This window comes from Sphingomonas sp. JUb134 (assembly GCF_004341505.2).
In the GTDB taxonomy this organism is placed as follows: Bacteria; Pseudomonadota; Alphaproteobacteria; order Sphingomonadales; family Sphingomonadaceae; genus Sphingomonas.
Map to the genome: position 1 here is coordinate 2,443,137 of NZ_SLYP02000001.1, position 21,232 is coordinate 2,464,368.

At 67.1% G+C, this 21,232-nt stretch carries 23 protein-coding genes; 1 reads left to right on the forward strand and 22 read right to left on the reverse strand.

The window, feature by feature from the left end:
• Positions 1–47: 47 nt before the first annotated feature.
• From EDF69_RS11250 to thiE, 22 genes are all read right to left on the reverse strand, one after another.
• Complete coding sequence (locus EDF69_RS11250) at positions 48–836, reverse strand: type III pantothenate kinase (protein ID WP_132882002.1); 789 nt, start codon at positions 834–836, stop codon at positions 48–50.
• Between the two features lie 40 nt (positions 837–876).
• Entirely contained in the window at positions 877–1,590 is a 714-nt protein-coding gene (locus tag EDF69_RS11255; protein WP_274611257.1) for a biotin--[acetyl-CoA-carboxylase] ligase, read from the reverse strand.
• Positions 1,587–3,044, reverse strand: coding sequence for an NADH-quinone oxidoreductase subunit NuoN (gene nuoN, locus EDF69_RS11260; protein ID WP_132882001.1), 1,458 nt, complete (start codon positions 3,042–3,044; stop codon positions 1,587–1,589). The genes EDF69_RS11255 and nuoN overlap by 4 nt, the downstream gene beginning before the upstream one ends.
• Positions 3,044–4,612 carry an NADH-quinone oxidoreductase subunit M gene (locus tag EDF69_RS11265; protein ID WP_132882000.1) on the reverse strand — a complete coding sequence of 523 codons (1,569 nt, stop codon included), beginning with the start codon at positions 4,610–4,612 and terminating at the stop codon, positions 3,044–3,046. The genes nuoN and EDF69_RS11265 overlap by 1 nt, the downstream gene beginning before the upstream one ends.
• A gap of 109 nt (positions 4,613–4,721) precedes the next feature.
• Positions 4,722–6,842 (reverse strand): NADH-quinone oxidoreductase subunit L, encoded by a 2,121-nt coding sequence (nuoL, locus tag EDF69_RS11270; protein WP_132881999.1) that lies wholly within the window; start codon positions 6,840–6,842, stop codon positions 4,722–4,724.
• A gap of 7 nt (positions 6,843–6,849) precedes the next feature.
• Complete coding sequence (gene nuoK / locus EDF69_RS11275) at positions 6,850–7,155, reverse strand: NADH-quinone oxidoreductase subunit NuoK (RefSeq protein WP_125960038.1); 306 nt, start codon at positions 7,153–7,155, stop codon at positions 6,850–6,852.
• Positions 7,152–7,763 carry an NADH-quinone oxidoreductase subunit J gene (locus tag EDF69_RS11280; RefSeq protein ID WP_125960039.1) on the reverse strand — a complete coding sequence of 204 codons (612 nt, stop codon included), beginning with the start codon at positions 7,761–7,763 and terminating at the stop codon, positions 7,152–7,154. Before EDF69_RS11280 ends, nuoK begins: the two co-directional genes overlap by 4 nt.
• Before the next feature lie 127 nt (positions 7,764–7,890).
• The gene (gene nuoI, locus EDF69_RS11285) at positions 7,891–8,376 is read right to left on the reverse strand and encodes an NADH-quinone oxidoreductase subunit NuoI (RefSeq protein WP_125960040.1); all 486 of its coding nucleotides are present in this window, start codon (positions 8,374–8,376) and stop codon (positions 7,891–7,893) included.
• Positions 8,373–9,428: an NADH-quinone oxidoreductase subunit NuoH gene (gene nuoH, locus EDF69_RS11290; RefSeq protein ID WP_125960041.1), complete on the reverse strand. Its 1,056-nt coding sequence runs from the start codon at positions 9,426–9,428 to the stop codon at positions 8,373–8,375. Before nuoH ends, nuoI begins: the two co-directional genes overlap by 4 nt.
• Positions 9,425–11,425 carry an NADH-quinone oxidoreductase subunit NuoG gene (nuoG, locus tag EDF69_RS11295; RefSeq protein ID WP_132881998.1) on the reverse strand — a complete coding sequence of 667 codons (2,001 nt, stop codon included), beginning with the start codon at positions 11,423–11,425 and terminating at the stop codon, positions 9,425–9,427. Before nuoG ends, nuoH begins: the two co-directional genes overlap by 4 nt.
• Entirely contained in the window at positions 11,425–12,729 is a 1,305-nt protein-coding gene (gene nuoF, locus EDF69_RS11300; protein WP_125960043.1) for an NADH-quinone oxidoreductase subunit NuoF, read from the reverse strand. The genes nuoG and nuoF overlap by 1 nt, the downstream gene beginning before the upstream one ends.
• Positions 12,730–12,731: 2 nt before the next feature.
• Entirely contained in the window at positions 12,732–12,902 is a 171-nt protein-coding gene (locus EDF69_RS11305; RefSeq protein WP_165284517.1) for a hypothetical protein, read from the reverse strand.
• Entirely contained in the window at positions 12,899–13,576 is a 678-nt protein-coding gene (locus tag EDF69_RS11310) for a complex I 24 kDa subunit family protein (RefSeq protein ID WP_132881997.1), read from the reverse strand. Before EDF69_RS11310 ends, EDF69_RS11305 begins: the two co-directional genes overlap by 4 nt.
• A complete protein-coding gene (locus EDF69_RS11315; protein ID WP_132881996.1) occupies positions 13,576–14,808 on the reverse strand; it encodes an NADH-quinone oxidoreductase subunit D in 1,233 nt (410 codons plus the stop codon). Before EDF69_RS11315 ends, EDF69_RS11310 begins: the two co-directional genes overlap by 1 nt.
• Positions 14,808–15,665: an NADH-quinone oxidoreductase subunit C gene (locus tag EDF69_RS11320; RefSeq protein ID WP_132881995.1), complete on the reverse strand. Its 858-nt coding sequence runs from the start codon at positions 15,663–15,665 to the stop codon at positions 14,808–14,810. Before EDF69_RS11320 ends, EDF69_RS11315 begins: the two co-directional genes overlap by 1 nt.
• Complete coding sequence (locus EDF69_RS11325; RefSeq protein ID WP_317893264.1) at positions 15,662–16,222, reverse strand: NuoB/complex I 20 kDa subunit family protein; 561 nt, start codon at positions 16,220–16,222, stop codon at positions 15,662–15,664. The genes EDF69_RS11320 and EDF69_RS11325 overlap by 4 nt, the downstream gene beginning before the upstream one ends.
• Positions 16,223–16,224: 2 nt before the next feature.
• A complete protein-coding gene (gene ndhC / locus EDF69_RS11330) occupies positions 16,225–16,599 on the reverse strand; it encodes an NADH-quinone oxidoreductase subunit A (RefSeq protein ID WP_125960149.1) in 375 nt (124 codons plus the stop codon).
• Between the two features lie 289 nt (positions 16,600–16,888).
• Positions 16,889–17,704: an inositol monophosphatase family protein gene (locus tag EDF69_RS11335; protein WP_125960048.1), complete on the reverse strand. Its 816-nt coding sequence runs from the start codon at positions 17,702–17,704 to the stop codon at positions 16,889–16,891.
• A gap of 5 nt (positions 17,705–17,709) precedes the next feature.
• Positions 17,710–18,114 carry a hypothetical protein gene (locus EDF69_RS11340; RefSeq protein ID WP_132881994.1) on the reverse strand — a complete coding sequence of 135 codons (405 nt, stop codon included), beginning with the start codon at positions 18,112–18,114 and terminating at the stop codon, positions 17,710–17,712.
• A gap of 18 nt (positions 18,115–18,132) precedes the next feature.
• Entirely contained in the window at positions 18,133–18,696 is a 564-nt protein-coding gene (gene efp / locus EDF69_RS11345) for an elongation factor P (RefSeq protein ID WP_125960050.1), read from the reverse strand.
• Positions 18,697–18,765: 69 nt separating this feature from the next.
• Positions 18,766–19,362 (reverse strand): M23 family metallopeptidase, encoded by a 597-nt coding sequence (locus EDF69_RS11350; protein WP_132881993.1) that lies wholly within the window; start codon positions 19,360–19,362, stop codon positions 18,766–18,768.
• A 366-nt stretch (positions 19,363–19,728) separates the two neighbouring features.
• Positions 19,729–20,433 (reverse strand): thiamine phosphate synthase, encoded by a 705-nt coding sequence (gene thiE, locus EDF69_RS11355; RefSeq protein ID WP_132881992.1) that lies wholly within the window; start codon positions 20,431–20,433, stop codon positions 19,729–19,731.
• A gap of 28 nt (positions 20,434–20,461) precedes the next feature.
• Here thiE and EDF69_RS11360 point away from each other — a divergent pair, with 28 nt between their 5' ends.
• Positions 20,462–21,181: a DUF72 domain-containing protein gene (locus tag EDF69_RS11360; protein WP_339538341.1), complete on the forward strand. Its 720-nt coding sequence runs from the start codon at positions 20,462–20,464 to the stop codon at positions 21,179–21,181.
• Positions 21,182–21,232: the final 51 nt, after the last annotated feature.

Sequence of the window (21,232 nt, forward strand, 5' to 3'; positions counted from 1 at the left end):
CCGCGACGAGGGGCCCGGCCGTGCCGGTGCCACTTTGCAAAATCTCTTCAGGCGTTGGCGGCTATATGGGTTCTTGCCCACAGCATCGCCAGCCCTCGCAAGGTGAGGTCCGCCTCCACCACGTCGAACACCGCCGTGCGCTGCTCGAACAGGATGGCGAGGCCGCCGGTCGCGATGACCTTCACCGGGCGGCCGATCTCCTGCTTCAGCCGGGCGACCAGCCCCTCGATCATCGCGACATAGCCCCAATAGATGCCGATGTGCATCTGGCTGACGGTGTTGCGGCCGATCACGGTGGAGTCCGCGGGTGCCTCGATCGCGATGCGGGGCAGCTTGGCGGCCGCGGTCACCAGCGCGTCGAGCGAGAGGTTGATGCCGGGGGCGATGATGCCGCCCTTGTAGGCACCGCGGAAGTCGACCACGTCGAAGGTGGTGGCGGTGCCGAAGTCGATCACAATCAGGTCGCCGGGATGCTCGGCATGGGCGGCGATGACGTTGAGCGCGCGGTCCGCGCCCAGGTTCTGCGGCTCGTCCACGTCGAGCGGGAAGCCCCAGGGGGCGGCGGCGCTGCCGGCGATCACCGGCTCCGTGCCGAAATATTTGCGGGCGAGCACCTGGAGGTTGTGGAGCGCGCGCGGGACGACGGTGCCGATCATCACCCCGTCCACGTCGGAGCGCTGGTGTCCTTCGAGGGCGAGCAGCTGGCTCAGCCACACGGCATACTCGTCGGCGGTCCGCCGGGGATCGGTCGCGATGCGCCAGCGCGCATGGATGGTCTCGCCTTCCATCAGCGCGAACACGATGTTGGTGTTGCCGGCGTCGATCGCGAGCAGCATGGCGGCTTCTACCCTTTGGTTCGTGGCGGGCGCGCGGGCGTCAGGCCAGCAGCACGTCGCCTGCGTGCATGACATGGCGCGTGCCATCGGCCAAGCGCAGCAGCAACGCCCCGTCGGAATCAAGCCCGTCGAACAGCCCGGTGACGCTGCCGCCGTCGGGCAGGCGCGCGGTGAGTGCGGTGCTGAGCGGGTGGGCGCGGTCGAGCCAGCGCTGGCGGATGGGGGCGAGCCCCTCCCCACGCCAGCGGCCGAGCCAGCGCGCGAAGCCTTCCGCCAGCGTCTCCAGGAAGGCGTCGGGGGCGACCTGGACGCCATGCGCGGCGAGGCTGGTGGTGGCGCGGTCGGCGAGGTCGGGATGGTGGGCGAGGTTGACGCCGATGCCGATCACGACCGTGTCCTCTGCCCGCTCCAGCAACATGCCGGAGAGCTTGGCGCCGTCGACCAGCAGGTCGTTGGGCCATTTGAGTGCGAGCCCCGCCGCTTGCGGAAGATAGACGCGCACCGCCTCGTCCAGCGCGACGGCTGCCACGAAGGCGAGCGTGGATGCGGGCGGATCGGTGGGGCGCAGGCACACGGCGGTGCTGGCGTAGCAGTTGCCGGGGGGCGAGACCCAGGCGCGGCCGAGGCGGCCGCGGCCGGCGGTCTGGCGCTCGGCGCGCAGCCACAGACCTTCGGATGCGAGACCGGCCCCAGCCAACGCCAAAAGGTCGGCGTTGGTGGAGCCGGTCTCCGCAACGACGCGGATGGTCGTCAGAACAGCGACCGTGCCGCCGTCATGGTCCAGGCGCCGAGCGGGGCGAGCAGGAACCAGCCCACCGGCGAGATGAACACGGCGGTCGCCGCGAGCAGGCCGCCCTCGAAGCGATCGGTGCGAACGGCAACGCCCTCTGCCGGTGCGTCGAAGTAGAGCGTCTTGACGATACGCAGGTAGTAATAGGCGCCCGGCACCGAGCCGATCACCGCGACCACCGCCAGCACGAACAGGTCGGCCTGAACTGCGGCGTTGAACACCTCCAGCTTGGCATTGAAGCCGAGCAGCGGCGGGATGCCTGCGAGCGAGAACATCATGATCGCGAGCGCAGCGGCGAGGCCCGGATGCGAGCGCGACAGGCCGGCGAAGCCCGCGATCGTCTCGATCGGGCGACCCGCGACATCGCGCATCTGCAGCACCACCAGGAAGGAGCCGAGCGTCATGACGATGTAGATCGCCATGTAGAACAGCACCGAGGCGACGCCCTCCGGCGTGCCGGCAGCGAGGCCGACGAGCGCGAAGCCGACGTTGTTGATCGACGAATAGGCGAGCAGGCGCTTGATGTTGGTCTGGCCGATCGCCGCGACCGCACCGAGCACGATCGACGCGAGCGACGCGAAGATCACGATCTGGCGCCAGTCGGCGGTCGCCGGGCCCATCGCCTCGACCGCGACACGCATGCCCAGGCCGATCGCCGCCACCTTGGGCGCCGAGGCGAAGAAGGCGGTGACCGGGGTCGGTGCGCCCTCGTACACGTCCGGCGTCCACATGTGGAACGGCACGGCCGACATCTTGAACGCGATGCCCGCGAACACGAACACCAGGCCAAAGAGCAGGCCGAGCGAACGATCGCCGCCGAGGTCGCCGGCATAGGCCTGGGCGATGTCGACGAACAGGGTCGTGCCGCTGAAGCCGTACACCAGGCTGATGCCGTAGAGCAGGATGCCCGAGGCGAGCGCGCCGAGGACGAAGTACTTCAGGCCCGCTTCGGCCGAGCGCGTGTCGCGGCGCATGAAGCTGGCGAGGACGTAGGCGGCAAGGCTCTGCAGCTCGAGGCCGACGTAGAGCAGCAGCATGTCGCCCGCCGACACCATCATGCCCATGCCGGTGCACGAGAGCAGGATGAGGATCGGATATTCCGGCTTCAGGTTATCGCCGGCCGTCTGCGCGAAGAAGCGCGGGGCCACCATGATCGCGATCGCCGAGGCGGCGTAGATCAGCACCTTCGCGTACGCCGCGAAGGCGTCGGCACGGTACATGCCGCCGAATGCGGTCGCACCCGACGAGGCCGGGCCGATGAGCGCGATGCCCGCGCCCACCAGGACGAAGACGGAGGCGATGCTGACCGCGCGGGTCGAGCGCTGCCCGCCCCAGGCGGCGACGAGCATCAGCACGATCGCGCCGGCCGCGAGCACGAGCTCCGGCAGGGTGGTCGCGAGTTGGGATGCGTAGCTCATCAGTGCGCCTCGGAGTGTGCAGGGGCGCCGTGCGCCGCTTCGCCGCCGTGCTCAGCCGCCGCGGCCGCAGCCGCTTCGGGGTTGCCGGGGGTGGGTCGGGAATCGCTGGCCGGGGTCGCACGTTCGATGCGGGCCAGCAGCGTGGTGACGTCGTTGCGCATCGGCGCCATGAAGCTTTCCGGATAGACACCCATCCAGAGCGCCACGGCCGCGACCGGTGCCAGCAGCGCGATCTCGCGCACCGACAGGTCCGGCATCGCCCGCACGTCTTCCTTGTCGAGCGGGCCATAGGCGACCCGACGATAGAGGTAGAGCATGTAGGCAGCGCCCAGGATGATGCTGGTGGTGCAGATCAGCGCCGCCCAGGTCGACACCTGGTAGAGGCCGGCGAGGCTGAGGAACTCGGCGACGAAGCCGCTGGTCCCCGGCAGGCCGATCGACGCCATGGTGAAGAACAGGAAGAACACGGCGTAGCGCGGCATGTTCTCCGCCAGACCGCCGTAGCGGGCGATCTCACGGGTGTGCAGGCGGTCGTAGATGACGCCCACGCACAGGAACAGCGCGCCCGACACCAGGCCGTGGCTGAGCATCATGATCATCGCGCCTTCGATGCCCTGCCGGTTGAAGGCGAAAAGGCCGATGGTCACGATCGCCATGTGCGCGACCGATGAATAGGCGATCAGCTTCTTCATGTCCGACTGCACCAGCGCGACGAGCGAGGTGTAGACCACCGCCACGGCCGAGAGCAGGAAGATGAGCCAGGCGAGATCGCCCGAGGCATCCGGGAACATCGGCAGCGAGAAGCGCAGGAAGCCGTAGCCGCCGAGCTTCAGCAGCACGCCCGCCAGGATGACCGAGCCCGCGGTCGGCGCCTGCACGTGCGCGTCGGGAAGCCAGGTGTGGACCGGCCACATCGGCATCTTGACCGCGAACGATGCGAAGAACGCCAGCCACAGCCAGGTCTGCACCTGCGGCGGGAAGTCGTACGCCATCAGCGTCGGGATGTCGGTCGTGCCGGCAGTCGAGCGGATGTAGATCATCGCGATCAGCATCAGCACCGAGCCGAGCAGCGTGTAGAGGAAGAACTTGTACGACGCGTAGATGCGGTTCGCGCCGCCCCAGATGCCGATGATCAGGTACATCGGGATCAGGCCACCTTCGAAGAAGATGTAGAACAGCAGCAGGTCCTGCGCCGCGAAGGTGCCGATCATCAGCACTTCGGTAAGGCAGAAGGCGGCCATGTATTCCGGCACGCGATCCGTGACCGACTTCCAGCTGGCGCCGATGCAGATCGGCATCAGGAAGACGCTGAGCATGATCAGCAGCAGCGAGATGCCGTCGATGCCGAGCGCCCAGTTGAAGCCGCCGACGTTGATCGGGCCTTCGACGAACTGCCACTGAGCACCGCCGACGTCGAATGACGCCCACAGCAGGATGCCCAGCGCGAAATCGATCAGCGTGGCGAGGAGCGCGACCCAGCGCGCCGCCTCCGCCTTGACGAACAGGCAGGCGATAGCCGCGATCGCGGGGACCGCCAGCATCACCGACAGGATCGGGAACTCCATCACTTCGCGAACCCCCGAACCAGGATCGTTACATAGCCGGCCATTGCCGGACCCCCCATTGCTTGTTCGGCCATCCCGGTGCCGCGCACGGCCGGTGCGCTCGCGCCGCCGATCACGACGCGATCGCCCAGGTGACCGCCGCCGTCAGGCCGATCAGCATGACGAAGGCATAGGTGTAGAGATAGCCGGTCTGCATCTTGACCGCGACGCGGCTGCCCAGTGCCACCACCGCGGCCGAGCCGTTGGGCCCGAACCGGTCGATGGTGCCCTCGTCGCCGCGCTTCCAGAAGAAGCGGCCGAGCGCGAACGCCGGGCGGACGAAGATCAGGTTGTACAGCTCGTCGAAGTACCACTTGCGCAGCAGGAACTGGTGCAGCGGACGCAGGGCGGTTGCCGTGCGGCGCGACGTTCCGGGCTTGAGCACATAGGTGACCAGCGCCGCCACGAAGCCGAGGATCATGACGATCGTCGCCGCGAGCTTCACCAGCATCGGCACCTCGTGCATCGCGTGCATCAGGTGTTCGTTGAAGAACAGGCTGCCGCCCCAGAAGTGCGCGCCCTCCTCTGCCCCGATGAACCACGGGTTGAACACGAAGCCTGCGGCCACCGCGCCCACCGTCAGCACGATCAGCGGCACCAGCATCGGCAGCGGGCTTTCGTGCGGGTGATAGCCGCCCGTGCCGGCCGGGATCTGGTCCGCATGCGCCGCGTGGGTCGAATGCGCACGGCCTGCGTCCTCGGCATCCGCGTGCACTTCCTGGCCGTGCGAGTCCGCAGCGGCATGGGCATGGGCGTGGTCGTCGTGACCGTGCGCGTCATGGCCATGGCCGTCGGCGTCGTGGAGCGCATGCTGGATGTGCTCCGACGCGGCCCAGCGCGGCGTGCCGAAGAAGGTCAGGAAGATCAGGCGCCACGAATAGAAGCTGGTCAGCAGCGCGGCGAAGGTGCCGACATAGAACGCCAGCGTACCGGTGCCGCCGGCCGCGAACGCCGCCTCGAGGATCGCGTCCTTCGAGTGGTAGCCCGCAAAGCCGCCCACGCCGTAGATGCCGACGCCGGTGATCGCGAGCGTGCCCGCCATCATCGCCCAGAAGGTGAGCGGGATCGACTTTCGCAGGCCACCGTAGAAGCGCATGTCCTGTTCGTGGTGCATCGCGTGGATCACCGAGCCCGCACCCAGGAACAGCAGCGCCTTGAAGAAGGCGTGGGTGAACAGGTGGAACATCGCCGCGCCATAGGCGCCGACGCCGGCCGCGAAGAACATGTAGCCGAGCTGCGAGCAGGTCGAATAGGCGATCACGCGCTTGATGTCGGTCTGCACCAGGCCGATCGTCGCGGCGAACAGGCAGGTCGCGGCGCCGACGACGGTGACGACGGTGAGCGCCGTCGGGCTCACCTCGAACATCGGCGACAGGCGGCACACCATGAAGACGCCCGCGGTAACCATGGTCGCCGCGTGGATCAGCGCCGACACCGGGGTCGGGCCTTCCATCGCGTCCGGCAGCCAGGTGTGGAGGCCGAGCTGCGCCGACTTGCCCATCGCGCCGACGAACAGCAGCAGGCAGAGCACGGTCATCGTATCGAAGCGCGCGCCCAGGAAGCCGATCGTCGAGCCGGCCATGCCCGGTGCCGCCGCCAGGATCTCCGGGATCGAGACGGTGCCGAACACCAGGAAGGTGCCGAAGATGCCGAGCATGAAGCCGAGATCGCCGACGCGGTTGACCACGAACGCCTTGATCGCGGCGGCATTGGCGCTGGGCTTATAGTACCAGAAGCCGATCAGCAGGTAGGACGCGAGACCCACGCCTTCCCAGCCGAAGAACATCTGCACCAGGTTGTTCGCCGTCACGAGCATCAGCATCGCGAAGGTGAACAGCGACAGATAGGCGAAGAAGCGCGGCTGCGACGGGTCCTCGCTCATATAGCCCCAGCTATAGAGGTGGACGAGCGCGGACACGCTGGTGATCACCACCAGCATCACGGCCGTCATCGCATCGACGCGCAGCGCCCAGGCGATGTCCATGTCCCCGGACACGATCCAGGTGAACAGCGGCTCGACATGCGCCACCTGCGTGCCGGTCATGAAGCCGATGAAGATCGGCCAGGACATGGCGCACGAGGCGAACAGCGCGCCCGTCGTCACGATCTTGGGAAATGCGGTGCCGAACGCACGGTTGCTCAGGCCCGCGATCGCGGCGGCCAGGAGCGGCAGGAGAACGATAAGCTGGATCACCGAATGATCACCCCTTCATCCGGTTGACGTCGTCGACCGAGATCGAGCCGCGGCCACGGAAATAGATCACCAGGATCGCCAGGCCGATGGCGGCTTCGCCGGCGGCCACGGTGAGCACGAACATCGCGAACACCTGCCCCACCAGGTCGCCCAGGTAGGAGGAGAAGGCCACGAAGTTGATGTTCACGCTGAGCAGGATCAGCTCGATCGCCATCAGCAGCACAATCAGGTTCTTCCGGTTGAGGAAGATGCCGAGCACGCCGAGCGTGAACAGGATCGCCCCCACGACCAGATAATGGATCAGACCGATCACAGCTCCACTCCCTGCCCGACGGGCTGATTGACGTTGCGGGTCGCGTCCTTGGAACGACGGTTGACCTGGCGGCTGACGTTCTGGCGATGGCTGTCGGTGCGGTTGCGGTGCGTGAGCACGATCGCGCCGATCATGGCGACCAGCAGCACCAGCCCTGCGCCTTCGAAGACGTAGAGGTAGCGCGTGTAGAGCAGGTGACCGATCGCCTCGATGTTCGGGAGCGCGCCGTCGATCGGCGCGATGCGCCGGCCGAGCTCGATCCGGCCCGCCGACCAGGCGCCGACCGCGATCAGGATCTCGGCCACCAGCGCCACCGCGAGCACCAGGCCCAGCGGCAGGTAGCGGACGAAGCCCGCGCGCAGCTCCGCGAAGTCGATGTCGAGCATCATGACCACGAACAGGAACAGCACGGCGACCGCGCCCACATAGACGATGACGAGCAGCATCGCGATGAACTCGGCACCGACGAGCACCATCAGGCCGGCCGCGTTGAAGAACGCGAGGATCAGCCAGAGGACGGCGTGGACCGGGTTGCGCGACGTGATCGTCAGCGCCGCCGACACGATCACCACCGCGGCGAAGAGATAAAAGGCGAGTGTATGGATCACGGACGCGTTGGGCCCCCTGCCCTCCGTTCGCCCCGCGCGCTGCGCGAGGCCGGTTCACTTCTTGAGGAAGCAGCGCAGGGCCTCGACTGGCTCGGCCCGAACGGCATGAATTTCGAAGTCGCGCGCATTACCGGTACGGCGCGTCGCTCGCAAGGTTCGCGGCGATGGCGCGTTCCCAGCGGTCCCCGTTCGCGAGCAGCTTGTCCTTGTGGTAGATCAGCTCCTCGCGCGTCTCGGTCGCGAACTCGAAGTTGGGCCCCTCGACGACGGCGTCCACCGGGCATGCCTCCTGGCAGAGACCGCAGTAGATGCACTTGGTCATGTCGATGTCGTAGCGCGTGGTGCGGCGGCTGCCGTCCTCGCGCGGTTCGGCCTCGATCGTGATCGCCAGCGCCGGGCACACCGCCTCGCACAGCTTGCACGCGATGCAGCGCTCTTCGCCATTGGGATAGCGACGCAGCGCATGCTCACCGCGGAAGCGGGGCGAGAGCGGGTTCTTCTCGTACGGATAGTTGATCGTCGCCTTGGGCTTGAAGAAATAGCGCAAGGTCAGTGCGTGGGCCTTGATGAACTCCCACAGCGTGAACGATCGGATTACCTGTGCGACGCTCATGCGGGCACTCCAACGCGGTCGAGCATGAGATACCCCGACACCATGAACACGAACAACAGCGACAGCGGCAGGAAGATCTTCCAGCCAAGCCGCATCAGCTGGTCGTAACGGTACCGCGGCACCGTCGCGCGAACCCAGCTGAACACGAAGAAGAAGAACAGGATCTTGGCGAACAGCCAGATGATGCCCGGCACCATGTAGAGCGGCGCCCAATCGACCGGCGGCAGCCAGCCACCCCAGAACAGCGTCGCGTTGAGCGCGCACATCAGGAGGACGTTGGCATACTCACCCAGCCAGAACAGCGCGAACGCCATCGAGCTGTATTCCGTCTGGTAGCCGGCGACGAGCTCGGACTCCGCCTCGGTCAAGTCGAACGGTGCGCGCTGGGTCTCGGCCATGGACGAGATCAGGAACACGACGGCCATCGGGAACAGCAGCGGGTTGAAGCCGAAGCCGTTGATGAAGCCGAAGATGTGGCCCTTCTGCTCCGTCACGATGGTCGAGAGGTTGAACGACCCGGCCCAGAGCACGACCGCGATCAGCACGAAGCCGATCGCGACTTCGTACGACACCATCTGCGCGGCGCCGCGAAGCGCCGAGTAGAAGGGGTACTTCGAGTTGGACGCCCAGCCCGCGATGATGATGCCGTAGACGCCAAGCGACGAGGCCGCGAGCACGTAGAGCAGGCCGACGTTGATGTTCGAGAGGACCACGCCCTCCTGGAACGGCACCACCGCCCACACGATCAGCGCCACCGTGAAGGTGATGATCGGCGCGAGCAGGAACAGGCCCTTGTTCGCGCTGGTCGGGATGATGGTTTCCTGGAGGAACACCTTCAGGCCGTCGGCGAAGCTCTGCAGCAGGCCGAACGGGCCGACGACATTGGGGCCGCGACGCAGCGCCATCGCCGCCCAGATCTTGCGATCGGCGTAGATGATCATGGCGACGGCCAGCATCAGCGGCAGCGCGATCAGCAGGATCGAGACGACCGTGCCGACGAACCACGCCCAATCGTAGGGAAGCCCTACGGTATTCTGAAAGAACGAAGTCACTCCGCGGCCTCCGCGAAATCCTGGCCATGGACCAGTTCAGCCGAGCAGCGCTGCATTGTCGGGCTCGCGCGGCAGATGGCGTTGGTGAGATAGAAGTCGGCGATCGGATAGGTGACGCTGCCTTCGGCACGCGCGTCCAGCACCGGCGGGTTCCAGTCGTAGCGGACCAGACCCTCGGTGGCGAGCGCTGGCACTTCGGCGAACATCGCCGCGCGCAGCGCCTGGAACGTGTCGAACGGCAGGGTCGCGCCCAGCCGATCCGACAGCGCGCGCAGGATCGTCCAATCCTCGCGCGCGTCGCCCGGTGCGAACACCGCCGCGTCGCCACGCTGCACGCGCCCTTCCAGGTTCACATAGGTGCCTGCCTTTTCGGCGTAGCTGGCACCCGGCAGGATCACGTCCGCATGGTGCGCGCCCTTGTCGCCGTGGTGGCCGATGTAGACCTTGAAGCTGCCTGCGAAGGCCGAGAAGTCCACCTCGTCCGCGCCCAGGAAGAACACGAGCTTCGGATTGGCGGCGACGATATCGGCGATGCCACCCGGCTGCGCGAAGCCGAGCATCAGCCCGCCCATGCGTGCCGCCGCGGTGTGGACGACGTTGAAGCCGTTCCAGCCATCGCGAACCAGATTGCCGTCGGTGGCGAGCTTGAGCGCCGCCGCATGACCGTTCTTGAGCGCGCCCGGGCCGACGATGACCATCGGCCGCTCGGCCGCGTCCAGCGCCTCTGCGGCGCGGTCGGGAAGACCGCCCAGCAGCGACAGGTCCTCGCCCAGCCACTCGACCTTGTAGGTCAGGTCCGTCTCCGGCCCGATCGCGAACACGCGCGCGCCACGCTTGATCGCCTTGCGCACGCGGGTGTTCACCAGCGGCGCCTCATGGCGGAGGTCGGTGCCGACCAGCAGGATGGCGTCCGCCTGCTCGACACCGGCGATGGTGGTGTTGAACGCCACCGCGCCGAGGTTGGAGACGTCATAGGCCATGCCGGTCTGGCGGCCCTCGATCAGCGACGAGCCCAGGTTGCGGACCAGCGCCTTGGCGGCGAACATGGTCTCGCAATCGAGCAGGTCGCCCGCGATCGCGGCGACGCTGGAGCCGGCGTTGACGGCGGCGATCGCATCGAACGCCTCGTCCCACTCGACCGCGACCAGCTTGCCGTCGCGGCGCACGTACGGGCGGTCGAGCCGCTTGCGCACGAGACCGTCCACCGCGTGACGGGTCTTGTCGTGCGCCCACTCCTCGTTGACGTCCTCGTTGATGCGCGGCAGCGCGCGCAGCACCTGGCGACCGCGGCTGTCGAGCCGGATGTTGGTGCCAACCGCGTCCATCACGTCGATGGCGAGCGTCTTCTTGAGCTCCCAGGGACGCGCCTCGAACGCATAGGGCTTCGAGGTCAGCGCGCCGACCGGGCACAGGTCGACGACGTTGCCCGAGAGCTCGCTCGACACCGCGCGTTCGAGGTAGGAGGTGATCTGCATGTCCTCGCCGCGATAGATCGCGCCGATTTCCTCCACGCCCGCGACTTCCTCCGCAAAGCGGACGCAGCGCGTGCACTGGATGCAGCGGGTCATCACCGTTTTGACGATGGGCCCCATGTACTTCTCGGTCACGGCGCGCTTGTTCTCGTCATAGCGAGAAATGCCGCGGCCATAGGCGACCGACTGGTCCTGCAGGTCGCACTCGCCACCCTGATCGCAGATCGGGCAGTCGAGCGGATGGTTGATGAGCAGGAACTCCATCACGCCTTCGCGCGCGGCCTTCACCATTGCGCTGTCGGTGCGGACTTCCTGGCCGTCGGCGGCCGGAAGCGCACACGACGCCTGCGGCTTGGGCGGCCCGGGCTTCACCTCGACGAGGCACATGCGGCAGTTGCCGGCGATCGACAGGCGTTCGTGGTAGCAGAAGCGCGGGATTTCCTTGCCCGCGATCTCGCACGCCTGGAGCACCGTGGCGCCCTGGGGGACCTCTACTTCGATCCCGTCTACTTTGAGCTTCGGCATTACTCGGCAGCTTCCATCATCGGTTCCAGCCCGCCGCCGCGCTTCTCGAGGATGCGGCGTTCGATTTCGGGGCGGAAGTGTCGGATCAAGCCCTGGATCGGCCATGCCGCCGCGTCGCCGAGCGCGCAGATGGTATGGCCTTCGACCTGCTTGGTGACCTGTTGCAGCGTGTCGATCTCGGAAATGTCGGCGTCGCCGGTGCGTAGCCGCTCCATCACGCGCCACATCCAGCCCGTGCCCTCACGGCAGGGCGTGCACTGGCCGCAGCTCTCGTGCTTGTAGAAGTACGACAGGCGGCTGATCGCGCGGACGATGTCGGTGGACTTGTCCATGACGATGATCGCCGCGGTGCCGAGGCCCGAGCCGAGCGCCTTCAGGCCATCGAAGTCCATCGGCGCGTCCATGATCTGCGCCGCCGGCACCAGCGGCACGGACGAGCCGCCCGGGATCACCGCGAGCAGATTGTCCCACCCGCCGCGGATGCCGCCGCAATGCGTCTCGATCAGTTCGCGGAAGGAGATCGACATCGCCTCCTCCACCACGCACGGACGGTTCACATGGCCGCTGATCTGGAAGAGCTTGGTGCCCTTGTTGTTCTCGTTGCCGAAGCTGGAGAACCACTCGGGACCGCGCCGCAGGATCGTCGGCGCGACCGCGATCGACTCCACGTTGTTGACCGTGGTCGGGCAGCCATAGAGACCGGCCCCTGCCGGGAACGGCGGCTTCAGGCGCGGCTGGCCCTTCTTGCCTTCCAGACTTTCCAGCATCGCGGTCTCTTCGCCGCAGATGTAGGCGCCGGCGCCGCGGTGCACGAAGACGTCGAAGTCATAGCCCGAGCCGCAGGCGTTCTTGCCGACCAGGCCGCGGGCGTACGCCTCGGCCACGGCTGCGAACAGCGTCTCTGCCTCACGGATATATTCGCCGCGGATGTAGATGTAGGCGGCGCGCGCGCGCATCGCGAAGCCCGCGACCAGCGCGCCCTCGATCAGCTTGTGCGGATCGTGGCGGATGATCTCGCGGTCCTTGCACGAGCCGGGCTCGGACTCGTCGGCGTTGATGACCAGGAAGCTCGGCCGTTCCGGCGTCGGGTTCTTGGGCATGAAGCTCCACTTCATGCCGGTCGGGAAGCCTGCGCCCCCGCGCCCGCGCAGGCCCGACGCCTTGATGCGATCGATGATCACATCCGGGCCGAGCTGGAGCAGCGCCTTGGTGTTGTCCCAGTCGCCGCGCTTGATCGCTGCGTCCAGGTTCCACGGCTGGAAGCCGTAGACGTTGGTGAAGATACGGTCCTTGTCCGCGAGCACGGTCAGCGCCCCTTCCCGATAAGCTTTTCGGCCAGCAAATAGGCCACAACCGCCACGCCGATCGCGATCAGGACGCCGATCAGCTTCAGCGCCCCCACGAACAGCTGCAACAGCACCCAGAGCGCCACGAACCCGACGAGGATCGCCAGGATCAGGGATCCCAGCGCCTTCACGCCGCCGAACCCCATTCGCCGCGATAGTCGTGGTTCTCAGTCACCATCGCCTGGAGCGAGGTCGGCCCGCCTTCCGGCGCGCTCGCCTGACGCTCGATCTGCGGACCGGGCTTCGGGGTCTCACCCCGGGCCAGCGCGTCCAGGATCGCGACGGTCTTGTCGTAGTCGAGATCTTCGAAGTTATCGTCGTTGATCTGGACCATCGGCGCGTTGGCGCAGGTGCCCAGGCACTCGACCTCGGTCAGCGTGAACAGGCCGTCCGGCGTGGTCTTGCCCTTGGCGAGGCCGCGGTTCTTGCAGGCCGCGAGCACGTCGTCCGACCCGCGCAGCATGCACGGCGTCGTGCCGCAGACCTGCACATGGTAGCGGCCGACGGGCGCCAGGTTGAACATGGTGTAGAAGGTCGCGACCTCGAACACGCGGATATAGGCGACGCCGATCTCGCGCGCGACGAACTCGATCACCGGGACCGGCAGCCAGCCCCGGGTGTTCGTCTCCTCGCCGACCTGGCGCTGCGCCAGGTCGAGGAACGGGATCGAGGCCGACTGCTCGCGGCCCGCCGGATAGCGCGACAGGATCTCGCGCGCCTTTTCAGCGTTCTTCTCGTTCCACGCGAAACTGCCCCAGCGTGCGCGGGTCTCTGCCTCGTCCGGGATATGGGGTGCGTCAGCCATCAGCGGTCACATTCACCAAAAACAATGTCCATCGCGCCCAGGATGGCGGTCGTGTCGGCGAGCATGTGCCCCTTCGACATGAAGTCCATCGCCTGGAGGTGGCTGAACGCGGTCGGGCGGATCTTGCACCGGTACGGCTTGTTGGTGCCGTCGGAGACCAGATACACGCCGAACTCGCCCTTGGGGCTCTCGGTCGCGACATAGACTTCGCCGGCGGGCACGTGGAAGCCCTCGGTGAAATATTTGAAGTGGTGGATGAGCGCTTCCATCGAGCGCTTCATCTCGCCACGCTTCGGCGGCGCGACCTTACGGTCGAGGCTGAGCGTCGGGCCTTCCGGCATTTCGGCCAGGCACTGCTTCATGATGCGCGCCGATTGGCGCACCTCTTCCACGCGGACCATGAACCGGTCGTAGCAGTCGCCCCGCGTGCCGACCGGCACGTCGAAGTTCATGCGACCGTAGACGTCATAGGGCTGCGACTTGCGCAGATCCCACGGCAGGCCCGCGGCGCGGATCATCGGACCCGAGAAGCCCCACTTGAGGGCGTCTTCGCGGCTGACGATCGCGATGTCGACGTTGCGCTGCTTGAAGATGCGGTTTTCAGCCACCAGGCTGATCGCATCCTCGAAAAGGCGCGGCAGGCGGGTGTCTAGCCACTCGGCGATGTCGGTCAGGAGCTTCAGCGGCACGTCCTGGCGCACGCCGCCGGGGCGGAAATAGTTCGCATGCATGCGCGCGCCCGAGGCACGCTCATAGAAGTTCATGCAGTCTTCGCGCAGCTCGAACAGCCACAGGTTGGGCGTCATCGCGCCCACGTCCATGATGTGCGAACCGAGGTTCAGCATGTGGTTCTTGATGCGGGTCAGCTCCGCGAAGAACACGCGGAGGTACTGCGCACGCAGCGGCACCTCGAGGTCGAGCAGCTTCTCGATCGCGAGCACATAGCTGTGCTCCATGCACATCGGCGAGCAGTAATCGAGCCGGTCGAAGTACGGGATCGACTGCAGATAGGTCTTGTGCTCGATGAACTTTTCAGTCCCGCGATGCAGCAGGCCGACGTGCGGGTCGACCCGCTCGACGATCTCGCCGTCGAGCTCCATCACGAGACGCAGCACGCCGTGCGCGGCCGGGTGCTGGGGCCCGAAGTTGATCGTGTAGTTCTGGATCTCGACATCGCCGGTCGACGTATGATCGTCGGCGCGATGGTCGAGCTGGTCGAGATACTCAGCCATTACTGGTTCTGCCCTTCGCCCTTGGACGGAATCACATCCGGATCCTTGGGCTTTTCCTCCGGCTTGTTGCCCGGATCGGACTTGCCGACGCCGGTCTGCGCGGGAGAGTCGGTGACCTTCGCCTCCGGCGCGTTCGGCGGCGAATCCTTCTTGTCGTCGTCGGCGCGGCGCACCTGCTCGGCCGTCACCGGCGAGGGCGCCCCCTTGGCCTGCGGCAGCGCCGCCTTGTGCTCGCCCGCAGGTGCCGCCTTCTCGTCACCCGGAAGGACGTATTCGGCGCCTTCCCACGGGCTCATGAAGTCGAAGCTGCGGAAGTCCTGCGCCAGCTGCACCGGCTCATAGACCACGCGCTTGGCGGCTTCGGAATAACGCACCTCGGCGAAGCCGGAGAGCGGGAAGTCCTTGCGCTGCGGGTGGCCGCGGAAGCCATAGTCCGTCAGGATGCGGCGCAGGTCGAGGTTGCCCCCGAAGATCACGCCGTACATGTCGAACACTTCGCGCTCGAGCCAGCCCGCGACGGGCCAGATGCCCGTCACCGACGGCACCGGCTGCACCTCGTCGGTGCGCACGCGCACGCGGAGGCGGTGGTTCCGGGTGACCGAGAGCAGGTGGTAGCAGACGTCGAACCGCTCGACGCGCGAGGGATAGTCGACGCCGGCGATTTCCATCAGCTGCTGATATTCGAGGCCCGACGTGTCGCGCAGCGCGATCATCGCCGGCACGAGCTGGTCGCGCTCGACCAGCAGCGTCACTTCGCCGACGAGATCCTGCGCCTCGAGCAGCGCCGCGCCCAGGGCCGCGGTCGCCGTCTCGATGACGCCGTCGTTGGCGGCATAGGCAGGTGCGGGCGCCCTCACCGTTCGATGCTCCCCGAACGGCGGATCTTCCGCTGCAGCTGCATGACGCCGTAGAGCAGCGCCTCTGCGGTCGGCGGGCAGCCAGGGACGTAGATGTCCACGGGCACCACGCGATCGCAGCCGCGCACGACGCTGTAGCTATAGTGGTAATAGCCGCCGCCGTTGGCGCACGATCCCATCGAGATCACGTACTTCGGCTCCGACATCTGGTCGTACACGCGGCGCAGCGCCGGGGCCATCTTGTTGCACAAGGTGCCCGCGACGATCATCACGTCCGACTGGCGCGGGGATGCGCGCGGAGCCGCGCCGAAGCGCTCCATGTCATAGCGCGGCATGTTGACGTGGATCATTTCGACCGCGCAGCATGCGAGGCCAAAGGTCATCCACCACAAGCTGCCGGTGCGTGCCCAATGGAACAGGTCTTCGGTCGAGGTGACAAGGAAACCCTTGTCGGTCAGCTCGCCGTTCAGGTCGTCGAAGAAGCGCTGGTCCGGCGCGACGTGCGCGCCGGGGGCCAGGGCGTTCTGCTCACCGAAAGCGGCAGGCGACGGGTTCAGTTCTACTCCCAATCCAACGCTCCCATCTTCCACGCGTACACGAGGCCCAGCGCCAGTTCGCCGATGAAGATCATCATGGAGATCCATGCCGTCCAACCGAGGTCGAACACCGACACTGCCCAGGGATATAGGAACGCCGCCTCCAGATCGAAGACGATGAAGAGGATCGCCACCAGATAAAAGCGGACGTCGTACTGACTGCGCGAGTCCTCGAACGCGGGGAAACCGCACTCATATTCCGAGAGCTTCTCGGCATTGGGCTTGTCCGCGCCGGTGAGGCGCGAAACGAGGATCGGCAGCGCCACGAAGGCACCGGACAGGAGAAGCGCGATCCCAAGGAAAATCAGGATCGGCAGATATTGCGATAGGTCGACCAAGGTCATCTCGCGGTTGCGGAATGCTGAGGGGCTTCTAGGCGCATGACCCGGAGGCATCAAGGCGCAAACCCCTTGAGAATCGCTCGCAATTAGGCTCTGCTATGCGCTGGAACCCGCTTGCCGCGGCCACGCGCGGCGCCGCCCGCGGCCAAGCGGCGCGGACGGTGCGGAGCGGGACAAGATTTGTAACGAAACGCGGCGTCAGCCTGCCCTGCAACCGGACGGCGGGACGAATCGCACAGGGGCCGCGAGGAGGCGGCGGAACGCACGAGGTTCCGCCGCGATCCGGTCAGCGCAGGGCGCCTGCGACCAGCTTGTGAAGGCGCGAGTGAAGCGCGTCGTTGGCGGCCAGCACTTCGCGCTTGATGAAGGCGCGGTCAGCACCCTTGAAGTCGGTCACGAAGCCGCCGGCCTCACGCACCAGCAGGATGCCGGCGGCGATGTCCCAGGGCTGGAGGCCGGATTCCCAATAGCCGTCGAAGCGGCCGGCAGCGACCCAGGCCAGGTCGAGCGCGGCGGAACCGAAGCGGCGGATGCCGGCGACCTCGGGTGCGACCGCACCGAAGATGCGGCTCCACTCGGCGAAATTGCCGTGGCCCATGAAGGGAATGCCGGTCGCGATCAGCGACTCGGTCAGGTCGCGGCGTGCCGAGACGCGCAGCCGCTGGTCCTGGTGCCAGGCGCCCCGGCCCTTTTCGGCCCAGAAGCTCTCGTCCGTGATCGGCTGATAGACGAGCGCGGTGGTGATTTCCGGCTGGCCGCCGGCGCCGTTCGGCTCCTCGACCGCGATCGAAATCGCGAAGTGCGGGATGCCGTGGAGGAAGTTGCTGGTGCCGTCGAGCGGATCGATGATCCAGCGCGGCTTGGTGGGATCGCCTTCGATCTTGCCGCCTTCTTCCAACAGGAAGCCCCAGTCGGGACGCGCCTTGCGCAGTTCCTCGACCAGCGTCTGTTCGGCGCGCTTGTCGGCGACCGAGACGAAATCGGCCGGGCCCTTGCGGCTGACCTGGAGGTTCTGGACCTCGCCGAAGTCGCGACGCAGGCGGGGCCCCGCCTTGCGCGCGGCGCGCTCCATGACCGTGAAGAGGCCGGAATGTGCAACCATGATGTTTAGCGTCCCTGGGGCTTCTTGGCAGCCGGCGCGGCGCCGGGAGGCGCTTCGCGCACGCCGCACACGGCCGCGACCGCCGAGAGGCGATCGGTCGTGTTGGACGCGTTCAGCTTGTCCTTGTTCTTGTTGAGCATCTCGGTCGTGCGCAGGCTGATCTCGGCCAGCGGCGCGCGATAGATGCAGGCGAAGAGCGCGCTCTTCACCTGTTCGGGCACCTTGTCCGACTGGAGCCCGCCGATCATCGCAGCAAGCGTCTTGGAAGCGTTCTCCACCTCCTCGCGGGAGGGCTGGCCGGCGGCAGGCTTGGCAGCCGCGGGCTTGGCACCGCTCTTCGCCTTTTGCGCCGAGGCGCCGGGGCTCAGGACCAGGGCGGCCGCGGCCGCGAGGGGGAGGAGAAGCTTCATACGCGTTACTCTCGTTGCTCAGTCCGCGCGGCGGACGTAGGTCTGCTCGTACACGTCAACCACGATGCGGGTTCCGCTGGCGATGTGCGGCGGCACCATGACGCGCACGCCATTGTCCAGCACGGCCGGCTTGTAGGACGACGAGGCGGTCTGCCCCTTCACCACCGCGTCCGCCTCGACGATCGTGGCTTCGATCGTATCGGGCAGCTGAACGCTGATCGCTTCCTCGTCGTAGAGTTCCATCACGACGTCCATGCCATCCTGAAGGAAGGCGGCTGCGTCGCCCAGGAGGTCGCGCGGGAGCGAAACCTGGTCATAGGTTTCCTTGTCCATGAAGACGAGCATGTCGCCTTCCGGGTACAGGAACTGGAAGTCCTTGGTGTCGAGGCGCACGCGCTCCACCGTCTCTGCCGAGCGGAAGCGGACGTTGTTCTTGCGGCCGTCGCGCAGGTTCTTGAGTTCCACCTGCATGTAGGCGCCGCCCTTGCCAGGCTGGGTGTGCTGGATCTTCACCGCACGCCAGATGCCGCCTTCATATTCGATGATGTTGCCGGGACGGATGTCGACGCCGCTGATCTTCATGCTGGAACCTGTGGTGGAAAGAGCCAAGGGCCGGCGACGCAAGTCGCCCGGGCCACGATGCGCGCGGCTTTAGCCGCCGCCACCGGTTCCGGCAAGCAGCGGATAGGGGTTGAGCGGCGTGCCCTGGTGCCAGCGCTCGCCCGGCGCCATGTGCTTCACCGCGAAGTGGAGGTGGGGACCGTCCGGGCTGGCGTTGCCGGTGGAGCCGACGGTGCCGATCCCCTGCCCCCGGCGCACCAGCTGCCCTTCCTGCAAGCCGGGGGCATAGGCGTCGAGGTGCGCGTAATAGTCGACGTGCGCGCCATCGGCGGTGCGGATGTAGATGGTGTGACCGCCAGCGGCGCTGTCGAACAGCTTCTCGATGCGGCCCCCGCGGGCGGCGAGCACGGGCGTGCCGCGGGGCGCCATGATGTCGATCGCCTGGTGCTCGCGCGCGCCGCCGTCGCGGCTCTGGTCCCACGTGTCGACGAGCTGATCGGGCGCGATGCCGGCAACGGGGACGATGAGGCCGGCGGCGTTGGGACGCAGCCGCGCGGCGGGCGGCGCGGCCGCGGGAGCGGATGCCACGCCGGGTGGCGGTGGGGTGCTGCCGGGCGACAGCATCAGGATGAACGCGCCGCCCGCGAGCACCAGCAGCAGCAGGATCGACCAGCCGAGGCGGTTCATGGCTGGCGTGCCCGCCGGTTGGTGGTGCCGCCGATTGCTGTCCGACCCATCGCGCGCTCCGAGGATGTTTCGGGTGGAGAACGTTCGAGGGGGCGGTGGTATCCCGCGGCGGCGGTGTCGCGAGTTTCACGGGCGCCTTCCCAACTGGGCCCCGGCCTTCGCCGGGGTACAGGAGGGTTGTGCCGCCCCCCCCCCCCACTCCCGGCGTATCCCCGCGCAGGCGGAACTTCTGCGAAACAGGGGCCGCCGTCCTTTGGTCACACCCGTATTCCTGCGCAGGCAGGAATCCGGGGCCAGGCAGAGCAACGACGTGCGGTGCTTGGGACCCTGGGCTCCTGCCTTCGCAGGAGCACGGGAACGTGAAGCCTAGCGCGTCTTCCCCTTGGCGAGCAGTTCGGTGAAGGCGCGGACGGCGGCGGCTTCGTCGCCGTTCCAGACCGAGCCGCTTACCGCCAGGAAATCGGCGCCGGCGTCGATCAGCGGCTGCGCATTGTCCGGCGTGATGCCGCCGATCGCGACGCAGGGCAGCTCGAACAGCGTCGTCCACCAGGACAGGATCGCCGGCTCCGCGCGGTGGCGGACTTCCTTGGTGGTGGTAGGATAGAAGCTGCCGAAGGCGACATAGTCGGCTCCCGCCTCCCCCGCCCCCATCGCCAGGTGGCGGCTGTCGTGGCAGGTCACGCCGATCTGCACCGACGGGCCGAGCGCGGCGCGGGCCTCGCGCGGGTCGCCGTCCTCCTGGCCGAGATGGACGCCGTCCGCCCCCAGCCGCTTGGCGAGGCTGACGCTGTCGTTGACGATGAACGCGACTTCGCGATCGGCGCAGAGGCGCTGGAGCGGTTCGGCGAGGCGCGCGGCGGCGTGCTGGTCCATGTCCTTCACGCGGAACTGGAAGGCTGCGACCGGACCTGCATCGAGCGCGCGGGCGAGCCGGTCCGGGAAGGTGCCCGACACGTCGAGCGGCGAGATGAGGTAGAGCTGGGTAGCCGGCCGGCGATTGTGGGCCTCGAATTGATCCGCGAAGCCTTCCAGCGCGTTGTCGGCTTCGAGGTCATCTTCGGGATCGTGCATGGAAAGCTCCGGGTTTGCGGCAGTTCGGGTGGGGTGTTCCGGTTGGATCTACCCGCATTGGCGTGGCCGCTTCTACCCCGAGAAGCTGGCGGTCAAGCGCTGGTTCGCCTTCTATGCCGAGCATTTCGAGACGGTGGAGATCAACAACAGCTTCTACCGGCTGCCGAAACCCGAAACGTTCGACGGCTGGGCGGCACAGGCGCCGCCGGGCTTTCGCTATGCGGTAAAGGCCAATCGCTTCCTGACCCAGGCCAAGAAGCTGAAGGATTGCGAGGAGCCGATGGCGCGGATGATGCCGGCGTTCCGGCATCTGGGGGAGACGCTCGGGCCGGTGCTGTACCAGCTGCCACCGCGGTTCAAGCTCAACCTGGAGCGACTGGAGGCGTTCCTAGAACTCGCGCCAAAAGACGTCGTCAACGTCTTCGAATTCCGGGAGAAGAGCTGGTACGACGACCGGGTGTTCGCGCTGCTGGAGCGATACGGGGCGAGTTTCTGTGCGCACGACATGCCCGGGTCCGACAGCCCGGACCTGGCGGTCGGGCTGGTCGCCTATGTGCGCTTTCATGGTGGCGAGGGGAAATACTGGGGGCGCTATTCAGACGAGGCGCTGCTGCGCTGGACGGACTGGATGATGGCGCAGGCGGGCGCCGGGCGCGAAGTGTGGGCGTATTTCAACAATGATGCCGAGGCGCATGCCATTCATGATGCGCTGACGTTGAAGGCGATGCTGCGACAGGCCGGGCGGTAGCCGGCAGGCGGTAAACATCACCCCTTGGTACCCCGGCGGAGGCCGGCGCCT

Bases quoted from the DNA above. Each gene is read 5' to 3' on its own strand.
- EDF69_RS11350 (WP_132881993.1), bottom strand. From the start codon at position 19,362: ATGAACCGCCTCGGCTGGTCGATCCTGCTGCTGCTGGTGCTCGCGGGC.
- EDF69_RS11250 (WP_132882002.1), bottom strand. From the start codon at position 836: ATGCTGCTCGCGATCGACGCCGGCAACACCAACATCGTGTTCGCGCTG.
- EDF69_RS11335 (WP_125960048.1), bottom strand. From the start codon at position 17,704: ATGGTTGCACATTCCGGCCTCTTCACGGTCATGGAGCGCGCCGCGCGC.
- nuoG (WP_132881998.1), bottom strand. From the start codon at position 11,425: ATGCCGAAGCTCAAAGTAGACGGGATCGAAGTAGAGGTCCCCCAGGGC.
- nuoI (WP_125960040.1), bottom strand. From the start codon at position 8,376: ATGAGCGTCGCACAGGTAATCCGATCGTTCACGCTGTGGGAGTTCATC.
- thiE (WP_132881992.1), bottom strand. From the start codon at position 20,433: ATGCACGATCCCGAAGATGACCTCGAAGCCGACAACGCGCTGGAAGGC.
- EDF69_RS11340 (WP_132881994.1), bottom strand. From the start codon at position 18,114: ATGAAGCTTCTCCTCCCCCTCGCGGCCGCGGCCGCCCTGGTCCTGAGC.
- EDF69_RS11310 (WP_132881997.1), bottom strand. From the start codon at position 13,576: ATGGCTGACGCACCCCATATCCCGGACGAGGCAGAGACCCGCGCACGC.
- EDF69_RS11315 (WP_132881996.1), bottom strand. From the start codon at position 14,808: ATGGCTGAGTATCTCGACCAGCTCGACCATCGCGCCGACGATCATACG.
- nuoN (WP_132882001.1), bottom strand. From the start codon at position 3,044: ATGAGCTACGCATCCCAACTCGCGACCACCCTGCCGGAGCTCGTGCTC.
- efp (WP_125960050.1), bottom strand. From the start codon at position 18,696: ATGAAGATCAGCGGCGTCGACATCCGTCCCGGCAACATCATCGAATAT.